Source organism: Janthinobacterium kumbetense (assembly GCF_023703445.1).
Lineage (GTDB): Bacteria > Pseudomonadota > Gammaproteobacteria > Burkholderiales > Burkholderiaceae_D > Janthinobacterium > Janthinobacterium kumbetense.
This window is the reverse complement of sequence record NZ_JAMQGR010000003.1, coordinates 54,651-74,199: the sequence shown is the minus strand read 5'-3', so window position 1 is coordinate 74,199 and position 19,549 is coordinate 54,651. Positions and strand designations below refer to the sequence as shown.

At 64.3% G+C, this 19,549-nt stretch carries 16 protein-coding genes; 2 read left to right on the top strand and 14 right to left on the bottom strand.

The features are described 5' to 3' along the window. Nucleotides 1-4 precede the first annotated feature (4 nt). The 12 genes from NCG91_RS11280 to NCG91_RS11225 all read right to left on the bottom strand — a co-directional run bounded on the left by NCG91_RS11280 (nucleotide 5) and on the right by NCG91_RS11225 (nucleotide 14,011). Complete coding sequence (locus NCG91_RS11280; RefSeq protein ID WP_251349762.1) at nucleotides 5-2,119, bottom strand: TonB-dependent receptor family protein; 2,115 nt, start codon at nucleotides 2,117-2,119, stop codon at nucleotides 5-7. A 77-nt stretch (nucleotides 2,120-2,196) separates the two neighbouring features. Then, the gene (locus tag NCG91_RS11275; RefSeq protein ID WP_251349761.1) at nucleotides 2,197-2,595 is read right to left on the bottom strand and encodes a DUF2946 domain-containing protein; all 399 of its coding nucleotides are present in this window, start codon (nucleotides 2,593-2,595) and stop codon (nucleotides 2,197-2,199) included. A 47-nt stretch (nucleotides 2,596-2,642) separates the two neighbouring features. Next, nucleotides 2,643-3,212 (bottom strand): PqiC family protein, encoded by a 570-nt coding sequence (locus NCG91_RS11270; protein WP_251349760.1) that lies wholly within the window; start codon nucleotides 3,210-3,212, stop codon nucleotides 2,643-2,645. A 23-nt stretch (nucleotides 3,213-3,235) separates the two neighbouring features. Beyond that, on the bottom strand, nucleotides 3,236-4,867 hold the full coding sequence (locus NCG91_RS11265; RefSeq protein ID WP_099665344.1) for a PqiB family protein: 1,632 nt from the start codon (nucleotides 4,865-4,867) through the stop codon (nucleotides 3,236-3,238). After that, nucleotides 4,860-6,152: a paraquat-inducible protein A gene (locus NCG91_RS11260; RefSeq protein WP_369812319.1), complete on the bottom strand. Its 1,293-nt coding sequence runs from the start codon at nucleotides 6,150-6,152 to the stop codon at nucleotides 4,860-4,862. Before NCG91_RS11260 ends, NCG91_RS11265 begins: the two co-directional genes overlap by 8 nt. A gap of 128 nt (nucleotides 6,153-6,280) precedes the next feature. Continuing rightward, nucleotides 6,281-7,630, bottom strand: a complete 1,350-nt coding sequence (locus tag NCG91_RS11255) for an amidase (protein ID WP_251349759.1) — start codon at nucleotides 7,628-7,630, stop codon at nucleotides 6,281-6,283. A 5-nt stretch (nucleotides 7,631-7,635) separates the two neighbouring features. Beyond that, the gene (locus NCG91_RS11250) at nucleotides 7,636-8,313 is read right to left on the bottom strand and encodes a DUF2848 domain-containing protein (protein ID WP_099665347.1); all 678 of its coding nucleotides are present in this window, start codon (nucleotides 8,311-8,313) and stop codon (nucleotides 7,636-7,638) included. Nucleotides 8,314-8,322: 9 nt separating this feature from the next. Beyond that, nucleotides 8,323-9,648, bottom strand: a complete 1,326-nt coding sequence (locus tag NCG91_RS11245; RefSeq protein WP_251349758.1) for an MFS transporter — start codon at nucleotides 9,646-9,648, stop codon at nucleotides 8,323-8,325. Between the two features lie 108 nt (nucleotides 9,649-9,756). Next, complete coding sequence (locus tag NCG91_RS11240; RefSeq protein ID WP_251349757.1) at nucleotides 9,757-10,428, bottom strand: DUF4286 family protein; 672 nt, start codon at nucleotides 10,426-10,428, stop codon at nucleotides 9,757-9,759. Between the two features lie 134 nt (nucleotides 10,429-10,562). Further along, nucleotides 10,563-11,489, bottom strand: coding sequence for a LysR family transcriptional regulator (locus tag NCG91_RS11235; RefSeq protein ID WP_251349756.1), 927 nt, complete (start codon nucleotides 11,487-11,489; stop codon nucleotides 10,563-10,565). A gap of 57 nt (nucleotides 11,490-11,546) precedes the next feature. Beyond that, a complete protein-coding gene (locus tag NCG91_RS11230) occupies nucleotides 11,547-12,782 on the bottom strand; it encodes a M20/M25/M40 family metallo-hydrolase (RefSeq protein WP_251349755.1) in 1,236 nt (411 codons plus the stop codon). Beyond that, the gene (locus NCG91_RS11225; RefSeq protein ID WP_251349754.1) at nucleotides 12,779-14,011 is read right to left on the bottom strand and encodes a urate hydroxylase PuuD; all 1,233 of its coding nucleotides are present in this window, start codon (nucleotides 14,009-14,011) and stop codon (nucleotides 12,779-12,781) included. Before NCG91_RS11225 ends, NCG91_RS11230 begins: the two co-directional genes overlap by 4 nt. A 131-nt stretch (nucleotides 14,012-14,142) precedes the next feature. Here NCG91_RS11225 and NCG91_RS11220 point away from each other — a divergent pair, with 131 nt between their 5' ends. Further along, nucleotides 14,143-15,081: a LysR family transcriptional regulator gene (locus NCG91_RS11220; protein WP_034754583.1), complete on the top strand. Its 939-nt coding sequence runs from the start codon at nucleotides 14,143-14,145 to the stop codon at nucleotides 15,079-15,081. Nucleotides 15,082-15,154: 73 nt separating this feature from the next. Beyond that, complete coding sequence (locus tag NCG91_RS11215; RefSeq protein WP_251349753.1) at nucleotides 15,155-16,909, top strand: allantoate amidohydrolase; 1,755 nt, start codon at nucleotides 15,155-15,157, stop codon at nucleotides 16,907-16,909. A gap of 2 nt (nucleotides 16,910-16,911) precedes the next feature. Here NCG91_RS11215 and NCG91_RS11210 read toward each other — a convergent pair whose 3' ends face one another. Together NCG91_RS11210 and hydA are read right to left on the bottom strand one after the other, a co-directional pair. Beyond that, complete coding sequence (locus NCG91_RS11210; RefSeq protein WP_251349752.1) at nucleotides 16,912-18,147, bottom strand: Zn-dependent hydrolase; 1,236 nt, start codon at nucleotides 18,145-18,147, stop codon at nucleotides 16,912-16,914. Nucleotides 18,148-18,157: 10 nt separating this feature from the next. Further along, nucleotides 18,158-19,549: a dihydropyrimidinase gene (gene hydA, locus NCG91_RS11205; RefSeq protein WP_251349751.1), complete on the bottom strand. Its 1,392-nt coding sequence runs from the start codon at nucleotides 19,547-19,549 to the stop codon at nucleotides 18,158-18,160.

Below are 19,549 nucleotides of genomic sequence, written 5' to 3'. Positions count from 1 at the left end.
ATCCTCACAGTGCGTTGAAGGTATAGGCCAGGCCGAGCATCACGCTGCGCGGCGCGCCGGGCGTGTACTGGTTCTGGCTGTTCGGCGCATAGCTGCCCGTGCCCGCATAGCTGCTGCTGGCCGAATCGGCATAGCGTTTATCTGCCAGGTTGCGCACCTGCGCCCACGCTTCCAGCCCGCGCGCGAGTTGGTAACTGGCGCGCAGGTTCAGCAAGGCATGCCCCTTGTACTCCACCGTGTTGGCATTGTTCATCCAATAGCGGCCCTGATGCACGGCTTCGAGCGCGATACGCGCGCCGGCCACGGGCTTGTAGCCGATCTCGATCGAGGTGATGTCGCGCGGCGCCTGCGGCATGGTGCGGCCGCTGTAATCGAGAGTGGAAGACACCTGGTAGCGCAGGTAGCGGTGGCGCGCGATGGCCGTGGCGAAGCGCGCGTCGAAGGGGCCGCTGTCGTAGTTCAGGCCAAGCTCCAAGCCTTCGCTGCGCGTGCGCCCCGCATTGCGATTTTCGCTGTTGCCGGGAGAGAGCGTGTAGCTGACGATGGTATCGCGTCCGTCGAGCCGGTACAGGGCCGTATCGAGTTTCAAACGGCCCTGCAAGAAGGCCCAGCGCAAGCCCAGTTCATAGTTGTTGTAGACGGACGGCTGCAAGTCGGCGATGCCCGTCTTGCCATACAGCTGGCTCACCTCGGGCGGCGTGAAGCCCTGGCTGACGTTCGCATACGCGCTGCCCGCATGGCCGAGGGCGTAGGTGGCGCCCAGCTTCGGGCTCACGTGCGAAAAGCTGCGCGACTCGTCTGGCGCGCCGTAATTGACGCTGCCGCCGGGCGCCAGCTTGTTATGGTAGTCGTAGCGTATGGCGTCCGAGCGGCCGCCCAGCACCACGCGCGTGCCCGCTAGGGGGGAAAACTCCCATTGCGCGAAGACGGCCGTGTTGAGGATATCCGTCTGGTAGTCGCGCACGCCCTGCGGATTGCTGGCATTGGCCAGGGAGTAGCGCAGGTAGCGGCCCGTGGCGGCATCGCGCACGATGGATAGGTTATCGCTGACAAAGGGATTGTCGCTCTTGTCCACATACACGCCGGCGATCAGGCGCGAACGCAGCCACGCGAATTCCTGCTGGTGTTTCACGTCCAGTCCCAGCGAATCGACGTGGTTGTTGTTGATGACGCCCTTGCACAGCATGCCCGCGCAGCTGCCGATGGAATACGCGGGAATCTGCCCATGGTCGTTCTTGCGCGTAAACACGGTGACGGTGCTCGTGCCATTGGCCGTCGTCTCGCCCTCCCACGCCAGATTCATGCGCGTGGTCTTGTCCTTGCGGTAGGTGAACGTGTTCAGGCTCTTGCCCGGGTCATTGCGGTAGTCGTTCTCGAACAGGCTGCCCGTCATGGCCGCGTCGAGATCCGTGTGGACGATGGTGGCGCGCAGCTGCGAGGTGGGACTGAGCGCATAGTCGGCGCGCAGCGAGAACGAATCCTTGTCGCCGTAGCTGTACTCCTGCCAGTTGTCGCGCGAACGGCGCGAACTGTAGTGGGAAAAGCGCAGTCCCAGCGGACCCCAGGTATCGCTGGCGGAAGTGTCGTAGCGGGTGTAGCCAGCCACATTATCGCGTCGCACGCCGACCTTGGCCGTCGGCGTGGCGCTGGCGCTGGCCGTCAAGAAATTGACGGCGCCGCCCACCGCATTGCTGCCGTACAGCGAGGAGGCGGCGCCCTTCACCACTTCCACGCCGCTGGCGCCCGCCATGTTCATCTCGTTGAGCGAGTTATGGTTGAAGACGCCCAGCGGGCGGATGGGAATGCCATCTTCCAGGTACTGGTAGACGGCATTCGTGCCGATCGGCTGGCGGATGCTCATGCTGTGCTGCTCGTTGCCCAGGTCATTCCAGTACACGCCGGCGATGCGGTTGAGGATATCGCCCATGGTCTTGGGCTTGTCGCGTTCCAGGGTTGTGGCATTGACGACGCCGATGGCCTGTGGCGTCTCGGACAGCCACGCTTGCGCGCGCGAACCGGAAACGACGACGGTGTCGATGGCGTGGTCAAGTTGCTGCGCCCGCGCGCAGGGGTAAGCCACGGTGATGGCCGCGGCCAGCACCAACAGTTTCTTGTTCATGTGATTCTCGTTTAAGTGTGCGGATGCGGCGTGCCCCACCGCAAGGCGGACAGCGCCAACATTGAAAATGCAAGGACTTAGACGAGTGCGGGCGGCGCGCGCGATTGCGCGGTGGACCAGATGAACAGCGGAGACGGCGACTGGTAGTACAGGGCCGGGAAAATGGCCGTGCCGCCGGCGACGGGCAGCGGCAGCACGGGACTGGGCGGCAAGCCCACGGAACCCGCATGCGTGGAACAGAAGGCGCAATGCTCCATCTGCATGGCCTTGCCGCCGGACTTGCCGTCGGCGCCGCCATCATCGTCGACCTGGACGAAACGGATGCCGGCCACCGAGCAGATTTCCGCCCAGCCGGAGCCGGACTCCTGCTTGGCATTGGCGACGGCCTGGGAAACCGATGGCGCGAGCGCCGCCAGCAGGATCGCGAAACAGGCGATCCAGGCGGCAAAGCGGCGCGTGAACAAGGTCATTCCCATGGCCGCATTTTACCAGCGGCCGCCGGGACTGGGTAGCGGAAAGCGGCTCAGGCGGCCGGACAGGCGGCGTTGCCGTTGTCAAAAGCGCGCACCACGCTCGCCGTATCGGCGGCGATGCGGTTCACGGCGCGGCGGTGACCGAGCACCAGTTCATCGTAGCCGGTGCCCACCTTTTCATTGGCTATCGTGCGGCAAGTCACTACTTTGCTGGTGGCCAGCTGGCGCACGCTCCACACGGCGTCGATCAGCGCATATTGGCCCATCACGGACTCGAAACGCTGCACATTGGTGCTGATGCGGTACACGGGCAAGTTGTCCGGATGCGGCGTGCGGAACACGTCGATGGCGCCCAGGTCGTTCGTCACGGCCGTCGACAGGGCCTGGCCGATCTCGCCGGCCAACGGCCCCGCCCAGCGCTGCTGCTCCAGCAATTCGATGCGCCCCGATGGCGCCGTCACGACAAACTGGTTACGGCTCACCTGCTGCGGCACGCTGACGGCCAGCACCTCGACATAGTATTTGACGGGTTTGGCCGGCTGCGCGTCGGCGCCGCCGCTGAGCGTATAGAAATGCTCGGGCTGGGGCGTGGAGCAGGCGCCCAGCAAGATGGCTGTCATCAAAAGCGCAAAAATTGGCTGCTTCATTTTTTCTCATCTCCTTTTTTACCGCGGATCAGGGACTCTGGGTGGCGTTCCAGGTAATCCGACAGGGCATTGAGCGATTGCAGGGTTTGCGTCAGCTGCTGCAAGGCCTGGCGCACGTCCGACTGCAGCGGCGAATCCTTTTGCAGCACCTGTTCGGCCGTGCCGAAGGTCTGTTTCGCCGCCGTCAAGGTATCGCGCATTTCCGGCACCACCTGGCCATCGAGCTGCTTGAACAGGGTATTGGCCTGCTTGATGGTGGCGTTCAGATTATTGCCGATCTCCGCATACGGTACCTGATCGAGCTTGCGGGCGATGCTGGCGATCTGCGTCTGCAATTCGTCGAGCGTGTTCGGCACGGTCGGCACTTCCAGCGGATACTTGTTCGCGTCGAGCACCACCTTCGGCGCTTTCGGGAAGAAGTCCAGCGCGATGTACAGCTGGCTGGTCAGCAGGTTGCCCGTGCGTAGCTGGGCGCGCAAGCCACGGCTGACCATGCGTTCGAGCAGCTGGTGGCCGGCCGAACCTTCCTCATCGTCGACAGCGGCCTTGAAGCGCATGCCCAGGCGGGCCGGGTACAGATTGACGGTGACGGGCATGCGGAAGTTCTTCTTCACGGGATCGAACTCGATGCCGACCGAACGCACCTCGCCCAGCACGATGCCGCGGAAGTCCACCGTGGCGCCGGGCTGCAAGCCGCGCAGGGACTGGTCGAAATAGAACACGGTGGTGATGGCCTGGCCATCGGGTTCGCGCATGGCGCTGGCCTCATCGGCCGCCAGGCGGAAATTGGTATTGGCCGGTGCCGGCTCTTCGGGCTTGCGGCCATTTTCCGCCTCGAAGGCGATGCCGCCCACCAGCATGGCCGCCAGGGACTGGGTGTTCAGCTTGAAGCCGTTCGAATCGAGGCGCACATCGACGCCGCTGGCATGCCACCAGCGCGCGTTCTTGCCGACGAACTGGTCGTACGGCGCGTTCACGAAGACGGACATGGTGATGCCGTTGCCATCCTTGTCCAGCGCAAAGCTGACCACCTTGCCCACGCGCAGGCGGTGGAAGAACAGGGGTGAACCCACGTCGACGGAGCCGAGGCTTTCCGCATGCAGGGTGTACAGCTTGCCCTTCTGGTCGCCGGCCACGGCGGGCGGACTTTCCATGCCGATGAAGTTGTCTTTCTTCGCTTCCGACTTGCCCGTGTCGACGCCGATGTAGGCGCCCGACAGCAAGGTGCCCAGCCCCGTCACGCCGCTGGCGCCGATCTGCGGGCGCACCACCCAGAAACGCGAATCGGCGGTAGCGAAGCGGCGCGCTTCCTTGCTCATGTCGATCGTCACCAGCACCTTGCTCAAGTCCTCGCCCAGTGTGATGGCGCGCACCTGGCCGATATCGACATCCTTGTACTTGACCTTGGTCTTGCCAGGCTCGAGTCCTTCGGCGCTCTTGAAGCTGACCGTCACCGTAGGCCCCTGGTCGAGGATGGACTTGGCGGCCAGGCCGGCGCCGATCAGCGCGGCCAGCAGCGGGATGAGCCATACCAGCGACGGCAGCCAGCGGCTGCCCTGTTCTACATCAGGCTCCGGCAATGGACGGCCACCCGTTTCGGCATGGTCGCCTGCTTCTTTGTCAGACATGCTGTTCTCCAATCACTGTATTGTTTCCGGTATTTGTCACCACCACGGGTTCTTCCTCGCCGGGCACCTGCCCGTCGACGGGGTCCCAGATCAGGCGCGGGTCGAACTGCATCGCCGCCAGCATGGTCAGCACCACCACGGCGCCAAAGGCCAGCGCGCCAGGACCGGCCGTGATCACGGCCAGCGACTTGAAGCGCACCAGCGCCACCGTCAGGGTGACGACAAAGATGTCGAGCATGGACCAGCGGCCGATGAATTCGACCATGCGGTACAAGATGGTGCGCTGGCGCGGCCGCCAGCGCGAACGCCGCTGCGCAGTGAACGCCAGCAGCGCCAGCACGCCCAGCTTCAGCATCGGCACGACCACGCTGGCGATGAAAATGATGATGGCCAGACCTTTCGAGCCGCTGGTCCAGAACAGCACCACGCCGCTCATGATGGTGTCGTCCTGCGCGCCGAACAGCGATTGCGTCACCATCACGGGCAGCAGGTTGGCAGGAATGTAGAGGATCATGGCGGCGGTCAGCAAGGCCCAGGTGCGGTTGATGCTGTCCGGTTTGCGCACGTGCAGGGCCGTGCCGCAGCGCACGCAAGCCAGGTGCCTGCCCTTGCCCAGCGGCGGCGCCACCAGGCCGCAGGCATGGCAGGGCAGCACCTTCTCGCCCGGTGCGAAGGCCTTGTAGCGGATGCCGGGCAGCGCTTGCCGCGTCAGGTTGTCGCCCAGGTTCCACAGGGCCTTGGGGTCAAACGAGACGACGATGGCCAGCATCAGGGTCAGCGCGCCAAACGCGAACAGCCCCGGTTGCGGCAGCACCGTGGCCAGGCTGGTCATCTTGACGACGGTGATCAGGATGCCGATCATCAGCACCTCCGTCATGCCCCATTCGCGCGCCGTCTGCACGGCGCGCAGCACGCGGTTAAAGCCGGGCACCTTGACGCCGCCGCGCAGGCCCAGCGCCACGTACAGCAGGGAACCGAGTTCGATGGCGGGAAAGAGGATGGTAAACAGGAAGACCATCGTCGCCACGATGTGCATCTGCTCGGACCACAGCACACGGATGGAACCGAGCAAGGTGGCGCTGGAAGTGAGGCCATTGACGTCGAGTTCGACGATAGGGAAAAACTGGGCGATCAGGAAGACAAAAGCGGCGCCCAGAGTGAGCGCCACCACCTTGGTCAATTCGGCCGATGCGCCCTGCGCATGCGCGCCGCGATACAGCACCGAGCGGCAACGGATGCAGCGCGCCTTTTCGCGGGGACGCAGCGGACGTTTGCGGTACAGCACGCCGCAGTCATGACAACTAATCAGGTCGTATCGGTGCACAGTGTGAAGTTTGCCGGCGCCTGAAGCGCGACTATCCCATGTCAATGCCAGCCATCATGACAGAGTTGGCATTTTTCTGCACTACAGCATTATTCTTTTCCACGCTCCCGCAGCAGCGCCTCCACGGCGCGGCCGATTTGCAGCACTGTATCGTCGGCGCCCGCCAGGCCGCAAATGCCCAGCCCCACGGGCAGCTCGCCGTCGGCGTGGCAAGGCAGCGACAGCGCGCAGCCGTCGAGGAAGTTGATCACGCTGGCGTTGCGCAGCACCAGGCCATTCGTGGCAAAGAAGGTGGCGTCATCCGCTTCCAGGGGCGCAACCTGCGGCGCCAGAATCGCCACGCTGGGCATCAGCCAGGCGTCGAATGGCGCCAGGCGCCGCCGGGCGATGGCGATCAGGCGCGCGCGCGCATCGAGCAAATCGATGTAATCGGCCGCTCCCTGCTGCTGGCCGCGTCGGATGCGCGCCGCCACGCGCTGGTCATATTGCGCGCCCTTCTCTTCAAGCAGCACCTTATGCCAGTGCCAGGCTTCCGCCGCCACCAGGCCGCCGCCACCATTGATCTCCGGCAGTTCCAGCAACTCGGGGAAATCGAACTGTTCCACCAGGGCGCCAGCTTGCCGCAGCTTGTCCAGCGCGGCGTCGAAAGCCCGCTGCACCTGCGGCTCCACGTGCGTACCGACATAATCAAGGGTAAAGCCGAAGCGCAAGCCTTTCAGCGCTGGCGCCTGCACGCCGATGTCATGACCCGACAGCGCCGCGTACAGAATGGCGCAGCAATCGACGCTGTGGGCAATCGGCCCTGCCGAGTCGAGAGAGCGCGACAAAGGCACCGTCCCCGCCAGCGATACGGAAGCGGCCGTCGGCTTGAAACCCGTCAAACCGCAAAAAGCGGACGGGATGCGGATCGAGCCGCCCGTGTCCGTGCCCAACGCTCCCGCAGCCATCCCCAACGCCACCGTCACGGCGCCGCCCGAGGTGGAGCCGCCCGCCACGCGCGCGCGGTCGTGCGGATTGCGCGGCGTGCCGTAATGGGGATTCAAGCCCAGGCCGGAGAATGCGAATTCGCTCATGTTGGTGCGGCCCAGCAGGATGGCGCCAGCCGCGCGCAGGCGCGCCACGGCGCCGGCATCCACAACGGCGGGCGGGGCGTCAGCCAGCGCCAGCGAGGCGGCGCTGTTGACCTGCCCCCTGACGTCGAACAGGTCCTTGATGGACAGGGGAATGCCTGCCAGCGGCGAAGGCATCCAGCCTGCCGCGCGCGCCGCATCGCTGGCACGGGCCTCGGCCAGCGCCTGTTCGCCATCGAGGCTGACATAGGCATGGCCGCCCTGCGCCCTGTGCGCCTCGGCGCGCGCCAGCATGCGCTGCGTCAATTCCACGCTGGTGATGCGACCGGCGGCCAGGTCGGCCGCCAGTTCACGGATGGTCTTGGTCATTGTATTTATCCTTCCACAGGCAGGGTTTGCACGGCATAGCGATGCTGCAGGCGGCGCTGCAAGGCTGGATCATACAGCTCCAACTCGAACGCGTCGCCATGGCCCATCTCGCCAATGATCGGCTGCGTGCCGCAGAACATGGCGCTGCCCACGGGCAGAGTCGCCTGCCCCGTGTAGCGCAGGATCAGGTCTTCCGGCGACAGCATGCGCGTCACGGGGCCATCCTGATACAGGGCCGGCACGCCGGCGCGCTCGCGCCAGGAGCGCATCTGCAGCTGATCCCAGTGGTCCGCCACATCGGCATAGCGCCACAAGGTGTCGCCCACGGGCTTGCCGCACATCTGCTTCGACACCGTCACGCCATAGCTTTCCACCTTGCGGTCCGTATGGTCGGAGCCGATGCCCACCAGCAGGCCGTATTCGGTGGAAAACAGCACGAATTCGGCCTCGCCGGACGAATCGCGGCCCGGCACTTCGATGGCGGCATCGCTGGACAGCAGCGCCGCCGCCACGCGGTAAAAGGTCGGCACGCTTTTCGGGCGCGCCACGCCGATGGCTTCCAGTTCGGCGATATGGTGTTCGACCATCGCCAGGTCGCGGCCCGTCCAGCCGGCGATGATCAGGTTGTCGATGTCGAAGGTGACGGGGCCGTGGCCCGCCAGGTTGAAGGTATGGGTAGTCATGGTATCTCTTTACTCCTCAAGAGGGCCGCGGCCCGTTTCTCTGGCTGCGAAGACGGCGGCACCGGTGATCAGCAGGGCCGCCGCTACATACAGCGAGACGGCCATGGTGCTGTTGTACGAGCGGTACAGGCTGGCGATGACGAGCGGTGCAAAGCCGCCGCCGATGACGCCGGCCAGGGTATAGGCCAGCGAGGAACCCGCATAGCGCACCTTGGTGGGGAATTGCTCGATAACGAAAGCCGCTTGCGGGCCGTACATGATGGCGTGGATGACCAGGCCTACGACAACGGCCGTGACGATGGCAGCCGGACTGGCCGTGTCGAGCAGGGTGAAGAAGGCAAACGCCCACACGAGGCCCAGCACGGCGCCCAGCGCATATACGGGTCGGCGGCCGATCTTGTCCGACAGCGCGCCAAATACGGGCACCGACAGCGCATTGCAGGCCGTGCCGATCATGATGGCGGTCAGCGCCAGTGTCGACGACAGGTGCAGTACCGTCGTCACATACGTCAGGGTGAACACCACCACCAGCGCATACAGCACGTCCGATCCGATGCGCACGCCGCCGGCGATCAGCAAACGGCGCCAGTAGAGGCGCAGCACGTCGCCGATCGGCGCTTCCGCCTTCGCATCCTTCTGGTCAAGTTCCTTGAACAGCGGCGTTTCCTCGATGCCGCTGCGTATCCACATGCCGAAGGCCACCAGCAGCAGGCTGGCGATGAACGGCATGCGCCAGCCCCAGTCCATGAACGCTTCATGCGGCAGCAGGTAGGTGATCAAACCGATGCAGCCAGTGGCCAGCAAGGTGCCGAACGACGGCCCCACCTGCGTCCACGAAGCGTTGCGGCCCCGCTTGTCCGCTGCCCCGTGTTCGACGGAAATCAGCACGGCGCCCGCCCATTCGCCGCCCAGCGCGATGCCCTGCACGAAGCGCAGCGCCACCAGCAGGACCGGGCTCCAGATGCCGGCCGTGGCATACGTGGGCAATAGCCCCATCAGACCCGTCGTCACACCCATCAGCATCAGGGTCACGACCAGCACCCAGCGGCGTCCCAGCTTGTCGCCCAGGTGGCCGAAGATCACGCCGCCGATCGGGCGCGAGATATAGCCGACGGCATACGTGGAAAAGGCCAGGATGGTGCCCGTCAGCGGATCGAAAGAAGGGAAAAACAGATGGTTGAAGATCAGCGCGGCCATGGTGTTGTAGACGGTGAAGTCATACCATTCCAGGGTCGTGCCGACCATGCTGGCCGTGGCCAGCCGTCCCGTTTTTGGCTTGTCGCCCGGTGCCTGGGCCGCCGGATGCGCAGCGTTTGCCGTTGTATATGTGGTCATTGCCTACCTCTCTCGTCAGTTTTATTGCAGGTCCGGCGCAGGATGCTTTGCCCTGCGCCGTGGCCCGTGTCTCGTGTTATCAGTGCCGGCAAGATACGCGCGGCCGTGTCAGGCCGCGCGCAGGTCGGCCTCGCGCAACTGCCAGGACAGTTGCAGGATGGCCGTCTGTTCGCCGTCGAGGCCCAGCGCCGCGCTGGCGGCATTGGCGGCGGCCATGGCGGCGCTTTCCGACGATGCGTCGATCAGGAAGATCGGGTCGAGCACGCGGCCCTCCTTCTGCTCCGCCGGCAGGGGGCCGGACAGGTTCGCGTCGGGCGTCAGCAAGCGCGTGGCAATGACGCCATCGATCTGCAGCAATGTCGCCCCCAGCGCGGCCATGGCGGCCACGGCTTGCGCATCCTGACCGATCGCCGACGCGCCCAGGCGCAACACGGCCAACCAGGCGCCCGTACCCATGCCCGTTTCCGCCTCGATGGCGCAGACGCGGCGCATCGGGTCCACCATGCGCTGCAGATTCGTCACCGACCATGGCGTCTGCTGGCCGAAAGCCTTGAAGTAGTCGGGCGTCTGGAAGGCGCCCAGCGAATCGGTGCGGTACAGGCCCAGGTATTTGCGGGGACCGCGCACGCTCTGGTAGCGCGTGCCGCTGACAAAACCGGGAATGCGCACGCGCTCTTCCACGTGTTCGCGGTCATACCAGCGGTTGAAATCGCGTTCGTGTTCCGGGTCGGCGCTGGTCCAGACAAACAGGATGCCGGGCAAGGTGGGGGAGGTCGTCATGATGGTTCCGTTCTGCGTGATGGGTGGTATGCCAGCCCAGAATAGGTGGCACGCCATCACTTGGCAAACGGGTTATTCTGAACGCGACTGATAAGTTTTTCTTATGGGTCGCGGTGACAACAGCAATTTAATTCTCACATCCGCGCACCGGCGCCATACTCTTCGCCCAGCCCCAGGGTGAACCTGGCCGCCTCCTCGCATGCCAGCATGGCCACCAATTGAATCGCTTCCGTGGTGAGGTCTTCGCTGTAACTGATGACGATGCGCTGCGGCGCCAGGCTGCTGGCACAGGGAATCAGCGCGATGTGGCCCTGCTCGATTTCCTCGCGCAGGGGCGCCAGCGGCAGCACGGCGATGCCGAAACCCGCTTTGACCAGCCGCACGATGGCGGAAATCGAACTGACGCAATGCACCCTGCCCAGCTGCACGCCCTCGTCCTGGCACAGCGCTTTTAATGCAGAATGGGGCTGCGAGCCCCGGTTCATGGTGATGATCGGATGCTGCGCCAGTTCCGCCACCGTGAACGGCTTTCCCGTGTCGGGCCAGTCGGCGGCCCTGCCCGCCCAGCCCATGGCGATGGCGCCGCTACCCGTGCTGCGGAGATGGTCGCCCGTCAGCATGTCCGTCTGCAGCGCGATATCGAGCTCGCCCTGCTGCAGCTGCTCGTGCAGGCGGCGCGTCGATTCCGACGTCAATTGAATCTCGATACCCGGATAGCGCTCCTGCACCCGCTGCAGGAACGGGATCAGCCAGGTATGCACGATGGTTTCGATGACGCCGATGCGCACTTCGCCCGTAATCAGCGCTGGCGAGGAATTGGCCGCATACATGTCGCGGCACAGTTCCAGCATGCGCTCGGCGTACACGAGCAGGTTGCGCCCGGCGAAGGTCAGGCGGATTTCACGCGCGTCGCGGTCGAACAGACGCGTGCCGAAATCCTGCTCCAGCGAGGCGATGCGGTTCGAGATGGCCGCCTGCGTGATGTGCAGCTTGTCGGCCGCCGTGCGGAAGCTGCCCAGCCGCGCGGCCCAGACAAACGCTTCGAGAAAACGGGTATTCAATGGGGCTCTTCTTCACAGTTTGAATGTCCGCCCCATTGTAAGCCAAAGTCAGCGACCTTATTTCTGCGCCAGGAAGTCCAGCAGGGTCAGGGCGACGATCTTGCTGGCCTTGCGCAAATCGTCGAGCGCCAGGCGCTCATCGGCCTTCTTCGCATTCGATTCGGGCACCGTGCGCGGACCGGCGCCATACAGCACGGCGGGGATGCCCCGCTCGCCATACAGACGCGCATCTGCATACAGGGGCGTGCCGACGGCGGGAATCGTTTCGCCGAGGATGGCTTGCGCATTCTTTTGCAGGCTGCCCACCAGCTGTTCGGAACCGGGCAAGGGGCGCAGCGCGTGCGAGAGCAGCAGGCGGCGAATTTCGAGGCGGATGCCGGGCTCGCCCCGTACGGCGTCCTCGATCAGCGCGCGCACCTGCGCTTCCACCGCCACAGGGTCTTCTTCCGGAATCATGCGGCGGTCCATCTTCATGACCACCTTGCCCGGCACCACATTGGTATTCGTGCCGCCGTCGATGCGCCCCACCAGCATGGTGGGCGAATCGATGCCCGCCACTGCGGATTTGATTTTTTTCAGCTCCGGCAACTGGCCGTAGATAGCGTTGAGGATCTTGTTGGCCGCCTGCAGCGCGTCGTGTCCCGTCTCCGGCATGGAGCCGTGGCCCGACTTGCCGTGCACGGTGATTTCCAGCTGCAGACAGGCGTTATGGGCCGTGACGATGCCGTAGCTGAAACCGGCGGCGATGACGAAATCGGGCTTCGTCAGCTGCTGCTCCAGCAGCCAGCCCGGCCCCAGCAAGCCGCCGAATTCCTCGTCGTACGTAAAATGCAGCTCAAGCTGGCCCTTCAAGGGAATGCCCAGCGCCTCGAGCGCGCGCGCGGCAAACACATAGGTGGCGAAATCGCCCTTCGACACGGCCGTCGCGCGGCCGTAGATATAGCCGTCGTCGATCTGGCCGCCATACGGCGGGTACGTCCAGTTGTCGCCAGGCGGCACCACGTCGCCATGCGCATTCAGGGCCACCGTCGGCCCGCCCGCGGCATACGGCCGGCGCACGATCAGGTTGGTGATGCTTTGCATGCCGTACGCTTCCACCTGCGCCGCTGGCACCGCGTGCTTTTCCGCCTGCCAGCCATACGCCTGCAGCAGCTGCGCCACCAGGTCCGCATGGGGCGCGTTATTGCCGGGCGGCGTATCCGTCGGCTGCTGCACCACCTTTTGCAAAAAGGCGACTTCCTCGTCAAAATGGCTGTCGATCCAGGCCGTAATCTGTTCTGCGTGCGTTGTCATTTTGCTCCTTGCATGGTCTGTTGCAGCCAGGCGCCCAGCTCACTGCGCTCGGCGTCCGTCATATTGGTCAGGTTCCCGATCGGCATGGCCTTCAGTTCGATGGCCTGCTTGTAGATCTGCGCCGCGTGCTGGCGGATTTCGACTTCATTATCCAGCATCATGCCGGCCGGCGCCGTGGCAAAGCCCGGTTGCGTGGGCTGGGCCGAATGGCAGGTGGCGCAGCGCTGGGCGATGATGGCATGCACGGCCTTGAACTGCGCGGCAGGGTCCACCGCCGGCGCGGCCGCCACGGCCACGGGCGCCTTGGGCGCGATGGCCACTGCGACGGCCACCAGCAAGGCCACGCCCAGGGCCGGATAGCGCCACTCGACGCGGCCCTTGTGGCGCAGGTTGAAGAAGTGGCGGATGAAGACGCCGGCCGCCATGATCAGCGCCAGCACCAGCCAGGCGTGATCGTTGCGGTAGGTCATCGCGTAGTGGTTGCTGATCATGATGAACAGCACCGGCAACGTAAAATAATTGTTATGCACGCTGCGCTGCTTGGCCTTCAAACCGTGCTTGGGATCGGGCAGCTTGCCGGCGGCCATGGCTTCGACCATCTTGCGCTGGCCGGGAATGATCAGCATCAGTACATTGGCCACCATGATGGTGCCGATCATGGCGCCCACGTGGATGTAGGCGGCGCGCCCGCTGAGCAAGTGCGTGAGCACATATGCGGCGCCGACGATCAGCGCGAACACCGTCACGCCGAACCACAGCTCGTATTGCGCCAGCTTTGATCGGCACAGCAGGTCGTACACGGTCCAGCCGATGACGAGGGTGGCGATGCCGATGCCGATCGCCTGGCCGCTGCTGATGTCGGCCACGGATTTGTCGATCATCATGGCCTGGGCATTGAAGTAGTAGGCAATCGTCAGCAGCGCAAAGCCGGACAGCCAGGTCGAATACGCTTCCCACTTGAACCAGTGCAGTTCCTTCGGCAGTTCGGCGGGCGCCACCAGGTATTTTTGGGGGTTATAGAAGCCGCCGCCGTGCACGGCCCACAATTCTCCCGACACGCCTTTCTTTGCCAGCTCCGAGCCAGGCGCGGGCGGGCGGATCGAGTTGTCGAGCCAGACAAAATAAAAGGAAGCACCGATCCAGGCTATGCCCGTGATGACGTGCAGCCAGCGGACGATCAGGTTCAGCCACTCCAGGCCGTACGGAATCAGGTAGGCAAATACTTCCATAAATTTCCTCTAGTCAGACCGAACCAATATTCGTGCCAATCTACACAAGATAAACGGATTTACCGCCCATCACATGAAAAATATCGTATATTTGACATATTCAAATCGATATACAACAGAGCCGCCGCCACATGTCCAGCCTGCCGCAACACCTCGACCTGCACTTGATCCGCATCCTCTACCTGCTGCTGGTGGAAAAGAATGTCTCGCGCGTGGCGCTCAAACTCAATCAGCCGCAACCTTCGATTTCCGCCTCCCTGCGCAAGCTGCGCGAACTGACGGGCGACCCGCTGCTCGTGCGCGGCGCGCGCGGCATGGTGCCCACCCAGCATGGCGAAAGCCTGCTCAATCCGGCCAAGCGCATCCTCGACCAGACAGAGAGCCTGTTCGTCAAGAAAACGCCGTTCGTGGCGCAGGAAGAGGCACGCACCTTCCATATCGCCGCGCCCGACTACCTGGATAGCCAGTTCCTGCCCAACGTGGTGGCCCTGCTGCGCCGCGGTTCACCGAAAAGTCGCGTCGTGCTGCACAGCCTGGGGCCGGGCATCGACCATATCCGCCAACTGTCCGACGGGGGCCTGGACCTGGTGATCGCCAACTGGGATGAGCCGCCCGCGCATCTGCACATCTCGAAGCTGTTCGAAGATCCCATCATCTGCGCCATGCATGCGGAAAACGCCTATGCGCGGCGCACGGCCAGCGACGCCATGACCCTGGACGATTATCTGAGCCTGCCCCACGTGGCGCCGTCGCAGATGATGCCCGGCTACCATGGCGTAATCGATTCCTTCCTCGAACGGCAAAACCTGCAGCGCAACGTGGTGGTGGAATCGGCGTATTTCGGCCTGATCCCCTACATGCTGACGCAGACGGATCTGGTGCTGACCACGGGCCGGCAATTCATGCGCTTCTATGAAAAGACGCTTCCGCTGAAAACGTATACCGTGCCCCTGAAATTCCCGCCCATGCGTTTTTACCAGCTGTGGCACCAGCGCGTGCACCAGGCGCCCGAACACAAATGGCTGCGCGACCAGGTCAGCGCGGCCGCCAAGGCGCTGGTGCAGCGATAGCCGCTATCAGCACGCGCATATAATGGAGACAGGAACGGGGCGCTATCATCACCGCTTGCATGATCGGAAAACCATGACCACCCTTTCAGACCTGAACGCCGGCAGCACGGCAGACTTTATCGCACGGCTGCACGGCATCTATGAACATTCGCCCTGGATCGCCCAGCGCGCGGCGCCCGCCCGGCCATTTGCCAGCCTGACGGCACTCAAGACAGAGCTGCAGCGCGTGCTGGCGCAAGCTTCGCCGGAAGAGCAGCTGGGGCTGATACGCGCCCACCCTGAGCTGGCAGGCAAGGCCGCCATCGCAGGGCAATTGACGGCGGAATCGACGCGCGAGCAGGCCAAGTCCGGCCTGAACCTGTGCAGCGCCGACGAATTCGCCACCCTGCAGCGCCTGAACGACGACTACAACGCCAAGTTCGGCTTTCCCTTCATCCTGGCCGTCAAGGGCCCGACGGGCGAAGGCTTGACGCGCCAGGACATCATCGCCACGTTTGCGCGGCGCCTGAAGAACCGGCGCGCCGATGAACTGGCCGAATCGTTGCGGCAGATCAAGCGCATCGCCGAGCTGCGCCTGAACGACCTGTTCGACGTGCGCCTGGACTTCGGTCCGACCATCATGCAGCAGGCAGAAACCCTGGCCGGCTGGAGCGACAGCGATTACAACCTGACCTGCGCCTACCTGACGCCGGCGCACCAGAAAACGGCAGCACAGCTGGCCGACTGGATGCGGGACGCGGGCATGCAGGTGCACATCGACGCCGTCGGCAACGTGGTCGGGCGCTATCTGTCCGATGCACCTGACGCAAAAACCCTGATGACGGGATCGCATTACGACACGGTGCGCAACGGCGGCAAGTACGATGGCCGCTTGGGCATCGTGCTGCCGATCGCCGTCGTGCGCCACCTGCATGAGCGGGGAGAAAGGCTGCCGTTTCACTTCGAGATTGTCGGCTTCGCCGAGGAGGAAGGCGTGCGCTTCAAGAGCACGTTTTTGGGCAGTACGGCCGTCACGGGCAAGTTCGACGTATCGCTGCTGGAGCAGCTTGATGCGGATGGCGTGAGCATGCGCGACGCACTGGCCGCCGCCGGCCACGAAGTGAGCGCCATCGGCGCCCTCGCGCGCGATCCAGCCGACTTGCTCGGCTATGTGGAAGTGCATATCGAGCAGGGTCCCGTGCTGCTGGAACGCGACCTGCCGCTGGGGATCGTCACGGCGATCGCTGGCAGCTCGCGCTACCTGGTCAATCTTGGCGGCGTGGCCAGCCACGCAGGCACCACGCCCATGACCATGCGCAAGGATGCAGCCAGTGCAGCGGCCGAAATCATCCTGCTGGTGGAACGGCGCTGCAACCAGGGCGAGGCGCTGGTGGGCACCGTGGGGCAGCTGCACGTGCCAAACGGCTCCGTCAACGTGATCGCCGGCGCCTGCACCCTGTCGCTCGACATCCGCGCGGCCGACGACGCGGTACGCCAGGCGGCCGTCGACGATATTCTCGATGGCATCGCCGCCATCTGCGCGCGGCGCCAGATCGACTACCAGCTGGAACTGCTGCTGTCGGCGCGTGCCGCGCCGTGCGCGCCGTGGCTGATGGCGCAGCTGGCGCAAGCCGTGGAATCGGTTGGCGTCGAACCATACGCGCTGCTGTCGGGCGCCGGCCACGACGCCATGGCCATGGCTGCCATCACCGACGTGGCCATGCTATTTACCCGTTGCGGCAATGGCGGCATCAGCCACAACCCGCTGGAAACCATGACGGCCGACGACGCCGACATCGCGGCGCGCGCGCTGCTGGCGTTTTTGCGCAGCTTCCAGCCCAAGCCGTAAGACTACACGGCCACGGCCCGCTCCAGCATCGCGTGCAGCAGGACATTGCAGCCCGCTTCCAGGTGCTCGGGCTTGGCGTCTTCGATTTCATTGTGGCTGATGCCATCCTTGCACGGCACAAAGATCATGCCGGCCGGCGCCAGCCGGGCCGCGTAAATGGCATCGTGGCCGGCGCCGGACACCACGTCCATCACCGAGTAGCCCAGCTTTTCAGTGGCGTTGCGCACGGCGCCCACGCAGTCGGGGTGAAATGGGCATGGCGGGTAATAGGAAACCCGCTCAAGAGAGATATCCAGTCCCGTACCGGTGCGCGTGGCGTCGATAAAGGCCGTGATTTCGCCATGCATGGTGTTGAGCAGTTCGTCGTTCACGTTACGCAGGTCGATGCTGAATTTGACTTCGCCGGGGATCACGTTGCGGCTGTTCGGGAAGACCTGCACCATGCCCACCGTGCCGCGCCCATACGGCGGGTAGCGGTTGGCAATGGCGACGACTTCCTGCATGATGGTGGTGGCTACCTGCAGCGCATCCTTGCGCAAGCCCATGGGCGTGGGGCCCGCATGCGCTTCCATGCCAGTCACCACGCAGTCGTACCACGACAGGCCCATCACGGCAGGCACCACACCTATCACCTTATCGGCGTCTTCCAGCACCGGCCCCTGCTCTATGTGCGTTTCAAAGTAGGCGCCGATCGGGTGGTCGCCCGGCACCTGGTCGCCACGATAACCGATGCGCGCCAGTTCCTCGCCCACGGTTTTGCCTTCCGTATCCTTGGCCGCATACGCGGTTTCGAGCGAAAAGGCGCCGCAAAATACGCCCGAGCCCATCATCACGGGCACGAAGCGCGAGCCTTCCTCGTTGGTCCAGAAGGCCACTTCGATAGGGGCCTGCGTCTTGATTTTCAGATCGTTCAGGGTGCGCACCACTTCCAGGCCCGCCAGCACGCCGTAATTGCCATCGAACTTGCCGCCCGTGGGCTGGGTGTCGATATGGCTGCCCGTCATTACGGGCGGCAAGGTATTGTCCGTGCCGTCGCGGCGCATGAAGACATTGCCGATCTGGTCGATGGTGATGCTCATGCCCGCTTCGCGGCCCCATCCCACCACCAGGTCGCGCCCCTGCTTGTCCAGGTCCGTCAGGGCCAGGCGCTTGACGCCACCCTTCGCTGTCGCGCCGATTTGCGCCAGTTCCATCAGGGCAGCCCACAGCCGTTCGCCATTGATACGCAATGCATCCATCGTCAACTCCTTATGCGGTGGTGGCGGAAAACGCGGGCCGCTCAACATAGCGCCCTGCCCCTTCCGCCGCCATCAGTTCACCCTGGTGGAAGACCACCTTGCCGGCGGCAATCGTGGTGCTGGGGATGCCGCGCACGGCGCGCCCTTCGAAGACATTGAAGCCTCCCTTGGCGAACTGCGTGGCGGCGGAAATGGTGCGCGTGCCCTGCGGGTCCCACAGCACGATGTCGGCGTCGCTGCCAACGGCGATGACGCCCTTGCGCGGATACATATTGAAGATCTGCGCCGCATTGGTCGACGACACCTTGACGAACTCGGACGGCGTCAGCATGCCGGAATTGACGCCCGCATCCCAGACCACGGCCATGCGTTCCTCGACGCCGCCGCAACCGTTCGGGATGCGCGTGAAGTCGTCCTTGCCCGCCGCCTTCTGCTCGGCGCAAAAGGTGCAGTGGTCCGTGGCGGTCGTGTGCAGGTTACCGCTTTGCAGGCCGTGCCACAGGGCCGCCTGATGGTGTTTGCCGCGGAACGGCGGGCTCATGACGTGGCCCGCGACGAAATCGAAATCGTCGCCCTGGTAGACGCTGTCGTCGATCACCAGGTGGCCCGCCAACGCTTCGCCATACACGCGCTGACCATTCGCGCGCGCCCGCGTGATGGCATCCAGGGACTCGGCGCACGAGACATGCACGATGTACACGGGGGTATTCAAGACATTGGCGATGGCGATGGCGCGGTTGGCCGCTTCCGCCTCCACGGCAGGCGGGCGCGACAGCGGGTGCGCCTGCGGCCCGGTAATCCCCTTCTTGAGCAGGGCTTGCTGCAATTGAAAAACCAGTTCGCCGTTTTCCGCATGCACGGTGGGCAGTGCTCCCAGTTCAAGCGAACGTGTAAAACTTTTCACCAGGGTTTCATCGTCCGCCATGATGGCGTTTTTATACGCCATGAAATGCTTGAAGCTGTTCACTCCATGTTCGCGCACCAGCACTCCCATCTCTTCATGTACCTGCTCGCTCCACCAGGTGATCGCCACGTGGAAGGTGTAGTCGCCGGCCGCCTTGGCCGACCACTCGCGCCACTGGTGATACGCCTCGATCAGTGACTGCTTCGGTGCGGGGATGACGAAATCCATGATGGTGGTGGTGCCGCCCGCCAGGCCCGCCGCCGTGCCCGTGAAAAAATCGTCGGACGTCACGGTGCCCATGAAGGGCAGATTCATGTGCGTGTGGGTGTCTATTCCACCCGGCATCACATACAGGCCGCCCGCATCGATCACCGTGGCGCCGGATGGCACGGCGAGGTTCTCGCCGACGGCGGCTATCGTGCCGCCCTCGATCAGCACGTCGGCGCGGAAGGCGCGGTCGGCGTTGACGACGGTACCGCCACGTATCAGTGTAGTCAT